General features: G+C 60.5%; 12 protein-coding genes. All 12 read right to left on the bottom strand.

Annotated elements, in window-relative coordinates; all coding sequences use genetic code 11:
• Position 1 precedes the first annotated feature (1 nt).
• Genes AO277_RS00830 through rsmH form a run of 12 tightly spaced genes read right to left on the bottom strand, consistent with a single transcriptional unit; the run spans position 2 to position 13,773 of the window.
• On the bottom strand, positions 2 to 871 hold the full coding sequence (locus AO277_RS00830; RefSeq protein ID WP_044317628.1) for a cell division protein FtsQ/DivIB: 870 nt from the start codon (positions 869 to 871) through the stop codon (positions 2 to 4).
• A gap of 3 nt (positions 872 to 874) precedes the next feature.
• A complete protein-coding gene (locus AO277_RS00825) occupies positions 875 to 1,834 on the bottom strand; it encodes a D-alanine--D-alanine ligase (protein WP_005733430.1) in 960 nt (319 codons plus the stop codon).
• A complete protein-coding gene (gene murC, locus AO277_RS00820; RefSeq protein WP_044317629.1) occupies positions 1,831 to 3,291 on the bottom strand; it encodes a UDP-N-acetylmuramate--L-alanine ligase in 1,461 nt (486 codons plus the stop codon). The genes AO277_RS00825 and murC overlap by 4 nt, the downstream gene beginning before the upstream one ends.
• A complete protein-coding gene (gene murG, locus AO277_RS00815) occupies positions 3,284 to 4,354 on the bottom strand; it encodes an undecaprenyldiphospho-muramoylpentapeptide beta-N-acetylglucosaminyltransferase (protein WP_044317630.1) in 1,071 nt (356 codons plus the stop codon). The genes murC and murG overlap by 8 nt, the downstream gene beginning before the upstream one ends.
• On the bottom strand, positions 4,344 to 5,558 hold the full coding sequence (gene ftsW / locus AO277_RS00810; RefSeq protein WP_044317631.1) for a putative lipid II flippase FtsW: 1,215 nt from the start codon (positions 5,556 to 5,558) through the stop codon (positions 4,344 to 4,346). Before ftsW ends, murG begins: the two co-directional genes overlap by 11 nt.
• A complete protein-coding gene (gene murD / locus AO277_RS00805; RefSeq protein ID WP_044317632.1) occupies positions 5,555 to 6,901 on the bottom strand; it encodes a UDP-N-acetylmuramoyl-L-alanine--D-glutamate ligase in 1,347 nt (448 codons plus the stop codon). Before murD ends, ftsW begins: the two co-directional genes overlap by 4 nt.
• A 5-nt stretch (positions 6,902 to 6,906) precedes the next feature.
• Positions 6,907 to 7,989: a phospho-N-acetylmuramoyl-pentapeptide-transferase gene (gene mraY, locus AO277_RS00800; protein ID WP_044317633.1), complete on the bottom strand. Its 1,083-nt coding sequence runs from the start codon at positions 7,987 to 7,989 to the stop codon at positions 6,907 to 6,909.
• The gene (locus AO277_RS00795; protein ID WP_005733427.1) at positions 7,989 to 9,359 is read right to left on the bottom strand and encodes a UDP-N-acetylmuramoyl-tripeptide--D-alanyl-D-alanine ligase; all 1,371 of its coding nucleotides are present in this window, start codon (positions 9,357 to 9,359) and stop codon (positions 7,989 to 7,991) included. The genes mraY and AO277_RS00795 overlap by 1 nt, the downstream gene beginning before the upstream one ends.
• Entirely contained in the window at positions 9,352 to 10,815 is a 1,464-nt protein-coding gene (locus AO277_RS00790; protein ID WP_004666183.1) for a UDP-N-acetylmuramoyl-L-alanyl-D-glutamate--2,6-diaminopimelate ligase, read from the bottom strand. The genes AO277_RS00795 and AO277_RS00790 overlap by 8 nt, the downstream gene beginning before the upstream one ends.
• Positions 10,815 to 12,545, bottom strand: coding sequence for a peptidoglycan D,D-transpeptidase FtsI family protein (locus AO277_RS00785; protein ID WP_044317634.1), 1,731 nt, complete (start codon positions 12,543 to 12,545; stop codon positions 10,815 to 10,817). Before AO277_RS00785 ends, AO277_RS00790 begins: the two co-directional genes overlap by 1 nt.
• Positions 12,542 to 12,835 (bottom strand): cell division protein FtsL, encoded by a 294-nt coding sequence (gene ftsL / locus AO277_RS00780; protein WP_002555053.1) that lies wholly within the window; start codon positions 12,833 to 12,835, stop codon positions 12,542 to 12,544. Before ftsL ends, AO277_RS00785 begins: the two co-directional genes overlap by 4 nt.
• Entirely contained in the window at positions 12,832 to 13,773 is a 942-nt protein-coding gene (rsmH, locus tag AO277_RS00775) for a 16S rRNA (cytosine(1402)-N(4))-methyltransferase RsmH (RefSeq protein WP_080899152.1), read from the bottom strand. The genes ftsL and rsmH overlap by 4 nt, the downstream gene beginning before the upstream one ends.
• Positions 13,774 to 13,775: the final 2 nt, after the last annotated feature.

Here is a 13,775-nt window from a genome sequence, read left to right as displayed (position 1 = left end):
ATCAATTCTTCGCGACGGCGGGTTTGTCCGTCGTTGCCGCTGCCTGTTCGCGCCAACCGACCGCAAGGCCGTTGGAGTAACGCAAGTCGACGCGCGCGATATTCGTGATTTGTTCTTTCAGCGTTTTGTCGTAAATCGCGATGAAACGGCGCATTTTTTCGACGAGGTGGTCGCGTCCAAGCAACAATTCGATTCCCGGGCCAGCACTACCGGCGCCTGTCGTCAGGAACCAGCTGCCGCGCTCGCGCAGCTCCAGGCGCACGATGGAGAAGCCCAGCGGGCGCAACATCTGACTCAACACCTGATACTGCTGCATCACCTGCTGCTGGGCCCGCTGCGGGCCAAACAACTGGGGAAGATGTTCGTAATTGGACAGTTCACGCGGCGTGAAAGCCTGCCCCTGGTTATTCAACAGCGCTTCATCACCCCAACGGGCAACCGGCAACTGCTCCTCAAGACGAATCACAACCTGATCCGGCCATACACGACGAACTTCGGCGTGGGCGATCCAGGGCATCTGCTCAAGCTCGGTGCGCATGCCGGTCAGATCGATCTTGAAAAAGCTCGACGCCACATAAGGCGCAATCCGCTGTTGCACAGCCTGCTGGCTGATGTAACTCAAATCGCCCTGCACATTGATGCGGGTAATCGGACGGTCGGCGTACGGCAGCAGACGTTGCGCTGCCTCATAAGTGCCGAAGCCCAGAACCACCAGCAACACAGGCCAGAGCAAACGCTTCAGAAAACTGAAGTTGGCCTTGGGCAGGCGCGCCGACAAGAGCTCCTTGGCCACCATACGGCTGGCGCCGCGCGGCACCGGCTTGTTGCGGCCGGGAGCAGGTGGCTGAGGACGTGTCGACGCGCCGTACATGCCTTAACCTCTCGCCTGAACGCTGTCGGCCAGAATCGCCAACACCAGTTGTTGAAAATCCAGACCTGCCGCACGGGCCGCCATAGGCACCAGACTGTGATCGGTCATGCCGGGTACAGTATTGACTTCCAGTAACCAGAACTTGCCTTGTGCGTCCTGCATGACATCCGTGCGCGCCCACCCTGCAATGCCGATGGCTTCGCAAGCACGTGCTGCAAGTTGTTTGAGTTCCTGTTCCTGCGCATCGCCAAGTCCGCACGGAATCCGATACTGGGTATCGGACGCCAGGTACTTGGCATCGTAATCATAAAAACTATGAGGAGTGCCCAGGCCGATGGGAGGCAACACCTGGCCACGCAGAGACGCCACAGTGAACTCAGGTCCCTGAATCCACTGTTCGACTAATACTTGCGAATCGTAGGTACTGGCGGCTTTCCAGGCGGCGATCAATTCATCGACGCTGTTCACCTTTGCCATACCGATACTTGAACCTTCATGGGCCGGTTTGACGATCAAAGGCAGGCCCAGTTCCGTCACGGCGCAAATACAATCACTCTCGTTTTCAAGAACGGCATGCAGCGGTGTGGCGAGGCCGAGACTCTGCCAGACCTGCTTGGTGCGCAACTTGTCCATCGCCAGGGCAGAAGCCAGTACGCCACTGCCGGTATAAGGGATTTCCAGGCATTCCAGCAGGCCTTGCATGGTGCCATCTTCACCGCCACGTCCGTGCAGAACGATAAAGGCACGGTCGATTTTCTCGCTGACCAGTCGCTGCAGAAAGTCATCGCCCACATCGATGCCGAACGCATCCACGCCAGCCTCGAGCAACGCCCCGAGCACGGCATTACCCGAGTTCAGCGAGACCGCCCGCTCGGCACTCTTGCCACCGAAGAGCACGGCGACACGGCCGAAGCTTTTCGGCTCGAGTGTCGAGCGCAGGGACGGCTGGGCGACGGCTGTCATTTCAGCTTCCCTTCGGTGGGGGCCACTTTGGCACCGGCGAACAGTGGGCTTTTCAGCAGCTGTGGCGCAAGACCAGCGATGTCGCCAGCGCCCTGACACAACAGGATGTCGCCGGCACGCAACAGCGGCTTGACCAGCGGCGCCAGCTCGACACCACGCTCGATGTAGATCGGGTCCAGCTGGCCACGCTGACGAATGCTGTGGCACAGGTTGCGGCTGTCCGCACTAGGAATCGGTTCTTCACCGGCCGGGTAGACTTCCATCAGCAGCAGCACATTGGCGTCTGCCAGCACCTGGACGAAATCGTCGTACAGGTCACGGGTGCGGCTGAAACGGTGTGGCTGGTAAACCATCACCAGACGACGGTCAGGCCAGCCGCCACGCACAGCGTTGATAACGGCAGCGACTTCGCGCGGATGGTGACCGTAGTCATCGACCAGCATCACGTTGCCGCCGTCAACCGGCAGCTCGCCGTAGACCTGGAAGCGCCGACCGACGCCCTGGAACCCGGAAAGGCCCTGAACGATGGCCTCGTCGCTGACGCCCTCGTCGGTGGCGATAGCGATGGTCGCCAGCGAGTTGAGTACGTTGTGATTGCCGGGCATGTTCACCGACACATCCAGCGGCTCGCGGTCGCGGCGCAGTACGGTGAAGAATGTCAGCATGCCGTCCTGACGCACATTGATTGCACGTATATCGGCAGACTCGCTGAAGCCATAGGTCAGCGTCGGACGCTTGACCAGCGGCAGAATTTCACGCACTACCGGATCGTCGATGCACATCACCGCCAGCCCGTAGAACGGCAGGTTGTGCAGGAACTCGACAAAGGTCTTCTTCAGTTTGTTGAAGTCGCCTTCGTAGGTCGCCATGTGATCGGCGTCGATATTGGTGACCACAGCGACCAGAGGCTGCAGGTGCAGGAAGCTGGCGTCGCTCTCATCGGCTTCGGCGATCAGGTAGCGGCTGGTGCCCAGCTGCGCATTGGTGCCCGCCGCGTTGAGACGGCCGCCAATCACGAAGGTCGGGTCCAGGCCGCCGGCAGCGAATACCGAAGCGATCAGGCTGGTGGTGGTGGTCTTGCCGTGCGTACCGGCAACAGCGATGCCGTGGCGATAACGCATCAGCTCGGCGAGCATCTCGGCACGCGGTACGACCGGAATGCGGCGCTCCAGCGCGGTGGCCACTTCCGGGTTGGAGGTGTTGACGGCACTGGACACTACCAGCACGTCGGCACCGATGGTGTTCTCGGCACGATGGCCGATAAAAATCTGTGCGCCGAACGATTCCAGGCGCTCGGTCACGGCCGAGCCCTTCAGGTCGGAGCCCGAGACTTCGTAACCCAGGTTCAACAACACCTCGGCGATCCCGCACATGCCGACACCGCCGATACCGACGAAGTGGACACGACGGATACGGCGCATTTCAGGTTGTGGCATGGCGCGTTGATTCTCAACCATGGGCCACCTCCACACAGACGTTGACGACAGTGCTGGTTGCATCAGGCATGGCCAGGCTGCGTGCAGTGCGGGCCATGCTGTTCAATTGTTCGGGTTGCATCAAAACCTCTTTCAGGCGTGCTGCCATCTCGGCGGCGCCAGTTGTCGCTTGCGGCATGACGAAGGCTGCGCCTTCGCGAGCCAGATAGTCAGCGTTACGTGACTGATGGTCATCAATCGCGTGGGGCAGCGGTATCAGCAACGACGGCAGGCCGGCGGCGGCCAGTTCGCTGATGGTCAATGCGCCTGCGCGGCAGACCACCAGATCGGCCCAGCCATAGGCTTGGGCCATGTTCTGTATGAATGGCGCAACCTGCGCCTCGACGCCCACGTTGCGATAGCGCTCGGCGGTGACTGCGTCATGATTCTTGCCCGACTGATGAAACACTTCGGGCTGGATGTCCTGAGGCAGCTGAGAAAGCGCCTCGGGCAGCAGTTTGTTCAACGGCTCCGCGCCCAGGCTGCCGCCCAGTACCAGCAGACGAGCCTTGCGTCCGGCCAGAGCCTGACGCGGTGTTTCCAGAAACAGCTCGACACGCACCGGGTTGCCGGTGGTGCGACGCTTGGATGAATCCGCAAAGGTGTTCGGGAACGCTTCGCACACCCGGCTGGCGAACGAGGCCAGACTGCGGTTGGCGGTACCGACAACGGCATTCTGCTCGTGAATGATCAACGGTACGCCTGCCAGCTTCGCCGCCAGACCGCCAGGGCCGGTGACGTAGCCACCGAAGCCGACCACGCAGACCGGTTTCACCTCACGCACAACCTTGCGTGCCTGCATCAGGGCCTTGAGCAACATGAACGGCGACTTGAGCAGCGACAAGCGGCCCTTGCCACGCAGACCGGTAACGTTGATCAGGTGCAGCGTCAGACCGGCCTGCGGCACCAGTTCGTTTTCGATACCACGCGGCGTGCCCAGCCAATGGACCTTGTAGCCGCGTGCCTGGAACTCGCGCGCACAGGCCAGCGCCGGGAATACATGCCCGCCGGTGCCGCCAGCCATGATCAGCACATTAGCGTCCATGGGGCGTCTCCTCGGCGAAGTCGCTTTCCTTGAACTCGGCTTCTTCACTGCCCATGTTGTTGCGCGATTCCCACTCGATGCGCAGCAGCAGGCCAAGACTCGCGCAGCAGATCACCAGCGAGCTGCCGCCGTAGCTGAGGAATGGCAGAGTCAGACCCTTGGTCGGCAGCAGACCGACGTTCACACCGATGTTGATCAGGAACTGGCCGATCCACAGGAACGATAGACCGTAGGCCACATAGGCACCGAAGAACTGCTTGGCGCGCTCGGCCCACATGCCGATGTACATGCCGCGAATACTGACGAACAGGAGCAGTGCGACGGTGATCAGCGAACCCACCACGCCCAGCTCTTCTGCAAGTACCGAGAACACGAAGTCGGTGTGCGCTTCCGGCAGATAGAACTGCTTCTGCACACTGTTGCCCAGTCCGACGCCGAACCACTCGCCGCGACCGAAGGCGATCAGTGCCTGGGTCAATTGATAGCCGGAACCGAACTGGTCGGCCCATGGGTCGGTAAAGTTGGTCAGACGCGCCATCCGGTAAGGTTGGGCCTGGACCAGCACCACCACAGAAGCGACCGCCAGCACCACCATCAGCGAGAAGCGGAACAGGCCGACACCGCCGAGAAACAGCATGGCTGCGGCCGAGCCCATCATTACCACGGTCGCACCGAAGTCAGGCTCCATGAGCAGCAGACCTGCCATCGGCAAAAGCACAATGAACGGCTTGAAAAAGCCCATCCAGCTTTCGCGAACTTCCTGCTGCTGACGAATCAGATAGCCCGCAAGAAAGATCACCACAAACACCTTGGCGATTTCCGACGGCTGCACGTTGAACGCGCCGAAGCCGATCCAGCGCATCGAACCGTTTACCTCGCGCCCGATTCCCGGCACCAGTACCAGCAGCAACAGGCCGAACGCGCCAAGCAGCATCATCCAGCCCAGGCGTTGCCAGGTGGCGACCGGAATCATCATGGTCACGCCGCAGGCACCCAGACCGATCAGCAGATAAACCAGGTGACGGGTCATCATGTACAGCGTGTTGCCCGACTGAACTGCAGCAACTTCCGACGAGGCGGAAGTAATCATTACCAGCCCAAGGCCCAGCAATGCCAGACAGCCGACCAGCATCGGGAAGTCGAGGTCAATGCCGCGCCCGCTGATCAGTGGCGATGGATAAGGCTTGATCACACCGAAGATCATGACAAGCACTCCACTGCCTGCGCGAACACACGTCCGCGCTCTTCATAATTCTTGAACATGTCCAGGCTGGCGCATGCAGGCGAAAGCAATACCGCATCGCCCCGCTGCGCCAGCTTTGCACTGTGCTCGACAGCAGCCTGGACGGTGTCGACACGCACCAGAGGAACGGCATCACCCAATGCCTGGGCAATCAGCTCGGCGTCGCGGCCCAGTAACACCGCAGCGCGGCAATGCTCAGCGACTGGCGCACGCAATGCGCTGAAGTCAGCGCCTTTGCCATCGCCGCCAGCGATCAGCACCAGCTTGCCGTCGATATCCGAACCCAGACCTTCGATGGCAGCCAGTGCGGCACCGACGTTGGTGGCCTTGGAGTCGTTGTAGTAATGAACGCCGTCATGCTCACGCAGCCACTGGCAGCGATGCTCCAGGCCGGTGAATTCGCGCAGGCTTGCAAGCATCGCATCGAACGGCAGGCCAACCGCATGCCCAAGCGCCAATGCAGCAAGGGCGTTGGCCTGATTGTGAGCACCACGAACTTTCAGCTCACGTACCGGCATCAGGTTTTCGAACTGGAACGCCAGGTATTTTTCGCCGTTTTCTTCACGCAGACCAAAGCCGTGGAAATCAGGCTTGTTGAGACCGAACGTCCAGCAAGGAAGGCCTTCACCAATCAGCGGACGGGACAGGGCATCCTGACGATTGACCACCACTTGCCGCGCGCCACGGAAAATCCGGTGCTTGGCAAGGTGGTAAGCCGGCAGGCCGCTGTAGCGGTCCATATGGTCTTCGCTGATGTTCAGCACGGTTGCCACTTCAGCATTGAGCTGGTCGGTGGTTTCGAGCTGAAAGCTGGACAGCTCCATTACGTACAGTTCGACATCGTCGCTGAGCAGGTCCAGCGCCGGAGTACCGAGGTTGCCCCCGACCGCAACGCGTTTGCCTGCAGCGACGGCCATTTCACCCACCAGCGTTGTCACGGTGCTTTTCGCATTCGAACCGGTGATGGCGATGACCGGTGCCTTCGCGTAACGCGCGAACAGCTCGATGTCACCGGACAGCTTGACGCCACGCGCGTGCGCCTGCTGCAGGGCCGGTGTGGCCAGCGCCAGACCGGGGCTGACATACAACTCGTCGGCACGGCAGAGGAAATCCACATCCAGCTCGCCACAACGCACTTCCACATGCGGATAGTCACGACGCAAGGTCGCCAGCTCAGGAGGATTCTCCCGCGTGTCGGCCACGGCAAAGGACACGCCCCGGTTCGCCAGGAAGCGAACCAGGAACATGCCACTTTTGCCAAGCCCCACAACAATGCGGAAGCGGTCGGAAACGATCAGGGACACTCGTTCTACCTCAGTTTCAGTGTGGCAAGGCCAATGAGCACCAGAATCACGGTGATGATCCAGAAACGGACGATCACGCGCGGCTCGGGCCAGCCTTTGAGTTCAAAGTGGTGGTGAATCGGCGCCATGCGGAACACGCGGCGACCGGTGAGTTTGAAAGACGCAACCTGAATGACCACTGAAAGGGTTTCCATCACGAACACGCCACCCATGATGAACAGGACAATTTCCTGACGCACGATCACGGCCATGGTGCCCAGCGCAGCCCCCAGCGCCAGCGCACCGACGTCACCCATGAACACCTGAGCCGGATAGGTGTTGAACCAGAGAAACCCGAGTCCCGCGCCAATCAGTGCACCGGAGAAGACAATCAGCTCACCTGCCCCCGGTACGTAGGGAATCAGCAGGTACTCAGCAAACTTCACGTTACCCGACAGGTAGCAAAATATGCCCAGCGCACCGCCCACCATCACCGTCGGCATGATCGCCAGACCGTCCAGGCCGTCAGTCAGGTTGACTGCGTTGCTGGAGCCGACGATCACGAAATAGGTCAGCACGATGAAACCGATACCCAACGGGATGCGCACATCCTTGAGCATCGGCACGATCAGCGTGGTTTCGGTAGCCGACGGTGCAGTCGTATAAAGGAAGATCGCTGCACAGAGGCCGAATACCGACTGCCAGAAATACTTCCAGCGGCTCGGCAGGCCACGCGAGTTCTTTTCGATCACTTTGCGGTAGTCATCGACCCAGCCGATGGCCCCGAACAGCAGTGTCACCAGCAACACAACCCAAACGTAACGATTGCTCAGGTCAGCCCACAACAGCGTACTGATACCGATGGACGAGAGGATCAGCGCACCGCCCATGGTCGGCGTACCCGATTTGGACAAGTGCGACTGCGGACCGTCGTTGCGGACCGACTGGCCGATATGGCGCATCTGCAAGGTACGAATCATCCAGGGGCCCAGGCACAGCGACAGTGTCAGCGCAGTGAGCACACCAAGGATCCCGCGCAAGGACAGGTACTGAAAGACCGCGAAGCCTTTGTAGAACTGTTGTAAGAACTCGGCCAACAGCAGCAGCATTAATGTTTCTCCAGGCTAGAACCGCACAAGGCAGCCACGACGTTTTCCATCGCAGCGCTACGCGAGCCCTTGATCAGTAAAGTGGTATTAGGGTCCTGCTCGGCGCCCAGCGCCGCGATCAGCTCTGCCTGACTGGCAAAGTGGTACGCATGTTCACCAAAGGCGCTGACGGCATGAGTCATCAACGGGCCGACGGCATACAGCGCCGAGACCTTGCCAGCGGCATAGGCCCCTACGTCGCGATGGCCTTGTTCGGCCCACTCGCCCAGCTCGCCGATATCGCCCAGCACCAGCACGGTACGACCGGTAAAACCGGTAAGGATGTCGACGGCTGCGTTGATCGAGGCAGGGTTGGCGTTATAGGTGTCATCAATGACGCGCGTGCCGTTGCTGGCGATTTGCACAACCGCACGGCCCTTGACCGGCTGCACGTTGTTCAAGCCCGCGACAATGCCTTCCAGCGTCACGCCCAGTGCGCAGGCTGCAGCCGCGGCCGCCAGGGCGTTGGTCACGTTATGCGCGCCCAACAGATTCAACTGAACCTGGGCGACGCCGAGCGGGCTGTTGATGGTGAAGCCTGGGCAGCCGCGGGCATCATTACTAAGGTCGCTGGCGTGCAGATCCGCCGCAGGGTCAGCCAGTGCGAAGGTCAGAATGTTGCGATTGCCGGCACGCTTGCGCCAGACAGGGAAAGCCTTGTCCTCCAGATTCAGCACCGCGGTGCCGCTGGCATTGAGTCCTTCCAGAATCTCGCCCTTGGCCTCGACAATTTTGTCCGGCCCGCCAAACTCGCCGACATGGGCGGTTCCAGCGTTGGTAATGATGGCAACGTGTGGCTTGGTCAGGCTCACGGTGAAGGCAATTTCGCCCACCCGCGATGCGCCCAGTTCGATGACCGCCGCACTGTGCTCGGGAGCCAGCTCCAGTAACGTCAATGGCACGCCCAGCTCGTTGTTCAGATTGCCACGAGTGGCCAGCACAGTGCCGCGCGTACGCAGGATGCTCGCGAGCATTTCCTTGACCGTGGTCTTGCCGCTGGAACCGGTCATCGCTGCAACCGGCTTGTCGATGAACGCATTGCGGTTCATTGCGCCCAATTGCGCGAGCGCCTTGCGGGTATCGAGCACGACCAGTTGCGGCAGGCTTGCGCCCTGCACTTCGCGCTCGACCAGAGCACCGACCGCACCTTTGGCAGCCACCTGCTCAAGGTACTCATGGCCGTCGAAGCGCGGCCCGGTCAGGGCCACGAACAGCTGGCCCGGCTGGATACCACGGCTGTCGGTGCTCACACCGTCAAAGCTGCAGTCGCCAGCGACCAGACGGGCGTCAAGCGGCACGACCAGTTCGCTGAATGTCATTGACTTAATCATTCGCAGGCCCCCACGCAGCAAGCGCCTTGGCAGCTTCTTGCAGGTCAGAGAACGGATGGCGCTGACCGTCGATCTCCTGATAATCCTCATGCCCTTTACCGGCCAGGACTACGACATCATCGGCATTGGCGCTGGCGATCAACTCGGCAATGGCCTGGCCGCGACCTTCGATGAAGCGCACCTTGTCAGCAGCAGCGAAGCCAGGGCGGATATCGTCAAAAATACTGGCTGGCGATTCGGAGCGCGGGTTGTCGTCGGTGACCCACACACCGTCGGCCAGGCGTTCGACCACTTCAGCCATCAGCGGACGCTTGCCGCGATCACGATCACCGCCGCAGCCGAACAGGCACAACAGGCGGCCTTTGGCGTGCGGGCGCAGTGCTTCGAGGACTTTTTCCAGCGCATCCGGAGTATGCGCATAGTCGACAACCACCAGCGGCTTGTCGGCACCGCCCAGACGCTGCATGCGCCCGACCGGGCCTTCGAGTTTCGGCAACACCTTGAGAATTTCGTCCAGCGCGTAATCCAGGCCCAGCAAAGCGCCCACCGCAGACAGCACGTTGCTCAGGTTGAAGCGACCCAGCAGGCTGCTGCGCAGGAAGTGCTCGCCCTGAGGCGTGACCAGCGTAGCGCGCACGCCATCGTCATCGAATTTCGCATCGCGGCAATACAGGTAGGCCGAGCTGTCCAGCTGGCTATAGGTGATCAACCGCGACTCTTGCTTGATACCGGCCAATTCACGACCGAAAGCATCATCCAGGTTGATTACCCGGCATTTCAGGTTGGACCACGCAAACAGCTTGGCCTTGGCGGCAGCGTACGCTTCCATGGTGCCGTGATAATCCAGGTGATCACGGGACAGATTGGTCAGCACCGCCACATCAAACGCCAGCGCCGTCGCCCGCCCTTGATCCAGCCCATGAGACGACACTTCCATTGCCACTGCGCGCGCACCGGCCTTTTTCAGGTCGGTCAGCGTCGCCTGAACGGCTATCGGGTCGGGCGTGGTATGACGGCCGCTTTGCAGCGCGCCGTAGAAGCCTGTGCCCAGCGTGCCGACGATGCCGCAGTGCTGACCCAGTGCATCAAGCGCCTGGGCAACCAGTTGAGTGACGCTGGTCTTGCCGTTGGTGCCGGTAACGCCTACCAGATTCAGGCTGCGGCTCGGATCGCCGTAGAAGCGGCCGGCAATATCGGACAACTGCGCGGCGAGCCCCTTGACCGGGATCAGCGGCACGTCGGTGATCGGCAGAACGGTCGAGCCTTCTACTTCGTAAGCCACAGCCGCAGCGCCACGCTTGAGCGCGTCGGCAATATGCGCACGGCCATCGACCTTGATACCCGGCACGGCCAGAAACAGATCACCCGGACGGACATTGCGGCTGTCGAGAGTCAACTCGCGAATCAAGGGATCGCGGTCGGTGTGAGCGAAAATCTTGCTCAGATTAAAGGCCATCAACCACGCCCTCCTTTGGCTGCCGCTGCTGCATTGACTTGTTCCGGTGGGGCAAGGTTGTCAGGCGTGACGTTCATCAGACGCAACGTACCGGACATGACCTTGCTGAATACCGGAGCCGAAACCAGACCACCGTAGTAACCGCCCTTGCTCGGCTCGTCGATGACCACGACGATGGCATAACGCGGGTTACTCATCGGGCCGAAACCGGCGAACAGGGAACGATAGGAGTTCTCTGCGTAGCCCTTGGTGCCGATGGACGTCTTACGCGCCGTACCGCTCTTGCCGCCGACGTGATAGGACGGCACACGGGCGCGATAAACGCCGCGCGGGTCTTCGATAACCTGCTGCAACATGCCCTGCAGCGTCTTGGCGGTTTTCTCGGGAATAGCCTGGGTCGATTCCGGTTCTTTATCCGTTTTCAAAATGGTCAGTGGCACGATGCGGCCGTTATTGGCCAGCGCGCCATAGGCGTGTACCAATTGCAAAGCGGTAACTGACAGACCGTAGCCATAGGACAGCGTGGCGGTCTCGGCCTTGCGCCACTCGCGATAGTTGGGCAGGTTGCCAACGCGCTCGCCAGGGAAGCCGAGGCCGGTGTACTGACCAAAACCAACGCGTTGCATGGCACGGAAGATCGCTTCGCCGCCCACATCGAACGCGACCTTGCTCATGCCAACGTTACTGGAGTTGATCAGGATGCCGGTCAGATCGAGGATCGGGCCCTCGGTCTTGGTCACGTCACGAATCGTGTACTTACCGATCTGCAGTGTGCCTGGATAAACCTCGACCTTATCGGTGGGCTTCCAGCGGCCACTGTCCAGCGCTGCAGTCATGGAGATGGGCTTCATGGTCGAGCCCGGCTCGAACACGTCAATGATTGCCCGGCTGCGCATGGCAGCAGGCACCATGGTGCGGCGATTGTTCGGGTTATAGGTCGGCTGATTGACCATCGCCAGAACTTCACCGGTCTTGACGTCCATGATCACCATGCTGCCTGCCTTGGCCTCGTTTTCCACGATGGCGTTGCGCAGTTCACGGGTTGCCAGGTATTGCAGACGCAGGTCAATAGACAAAGCCAAGGTCTTTCCGGCCTTGGCATTCTTGGTCACCTGAACATCCTTGATCAGTCGGCCGCGCCGGTCCTTGATAACCTGACGCTTGCCGGGCACTCCCGCAAGCCAGTCGTCATAAGCCAACTCGACACCTTCGCGACCGTGGTCATCAAGGTCGGTAAAACCAACCATGTGCGCGGTAACATCCCCTGCCGGGTAGAAACGGCGGAATTCTTCGATGCCGTAAACGCCAGGGACTTTCAGATCCAGTGCTGCCTGGCCCTGCTCCGGCGTCATGCCACGAACAAGGTAGATAAACTCCTTGGTGGATTGCGATTCCAGGCGATCAGTCAACGCTTTCAGATCCTGCCCGGTAGCCGCTGCGAGCATCGGCCACTTGGACTTGTCCTGCTGCATTTCGCGCGGGTTGGCCCACAGCGTCGTCACCGGAGTACTCACGGCAAGCGGCTCGCCGTTGCGGTCGGTGATCAGGCCACGGTGAGCCGGAATCGGGATATGCCGCAGGCTGCGGGCATCGCCCTGCTCCTTGAGAAAGGTGTGGTCGATAACCTGCAGGTCAACGATGCGCCAGCAAATGGCGAGCACAAGGGACACCAGCAGCCCCACGACCACGCGAAAACGCCACGGATAAAGCGCGCCTTCAAGTTTCATCATGGCGCCACCATCCGCACTTCGGCAGCGCTTGGAATGCGCATTTTCAGCTGTTCGGTGGCCAGATTCTCGATGCGGCTGTGTGCAGTCCAGGTGCTCTGCTCAAGGATCAGCCGGCCCCACTCTGCCTGCGCCTTGTCGCGCACGCTCATTTCCGAGTACAGCGAGTTGAGCAGTTGACGATTCCAATGTGCGCTATAGGAAACGCCAATCGCTGAAATCAGGACAGCAATGAACAGCAGCAGCATAATGAAGCTGCCGCCGGGCAAAGGTTTCAGAAACAGACGGCTCACCTGAGCTTCTCCGCTACGCGCATGACAGCGCTGCGCGAACGCGGGTTGGCTTTGGTTTCGGTATCCGAGGCGAATTGAGCCTTGCCGTGAATTTTGATTTTCGGTTCGAACGGCTTGAACTGGATCGGCAGATTGCGTGGCATGTTGTCGGCTTCGCCCTTGGCGAGCTTGCGCATGAACAATTTGACGATACGGTCTTCCAGCGAGTGAAAACTGATGACGACGAGGCGACCACCGACTTCAAGGGCATCCAGTGCGGCTTCAAGACCGGCTTCCAGATCACCCAGCTCGTTGTTCACGTGAATACGCAGCCCTTGAAAGGCTCGCGTTGCAGGATTCTTGCCCTTCTCCCAGGCAGGGTTGGCGACCTTGAGCACTTCTGCCAGATCAGCGGTACGCTCGAAAGGCTGGACTTCACGGCGCGCGACGACGGCATTAGCCATGCGCTTGGCAAACCGCTCTTCGCCGTATTCCTTGAATACGCGGGCAATTTCTTCAGCGGGTGCAGTCGCGATGAGCTCGGCAGCGCTCACGCCACGGGTTGGGTCCATGCGCATGTCCAGCGGGCCGTCGTTCATGAAACTGAAGCCGCGCTCGGGGTCATCCAGCTGCGGGGACGAAACGCCCAGATCCAGCAGAATACCGCTGACCTTGCCCGCCAAACCGCGTTCCTGAGCCTCGGATCCCAATTCGGCAAAGCTGCGCTGCACAATGACAAAGCGGCCGTCTTCGGCCGCTAGCGCTTGCCCTGTGGCAATCGCTTGAGGGTCCTTGTCGAACCCAAGAAGCCGACCATCAGGGCCAAGCTGGCTCAATATCAGACGACTATGCCCGCCACGTCCGAACGTGCCGTCCAGATAGCAGCCATCGGCACGCACCGCGAGAGCCTCCACGGCTTCTTCAAGCAGCACGGTGATGTGGGTAAAGCCGCTGTTCATAG

It is taken from the genome of Pseudomonas amygdali, assembly GCF_002699855.1.
GTDB lineage: Bacteria > Pseudomonadota > Gammaproteobacteria > Pseudomonadales > Pseudomonadaceae > Aquipseudomonas > Aquipseudomonas amygdali.
The sequence above is the reverse complement of the archived record's forward strand: the minus strand, read 5'-3'. Positions and strand labels throughout refer to the sequence as shown.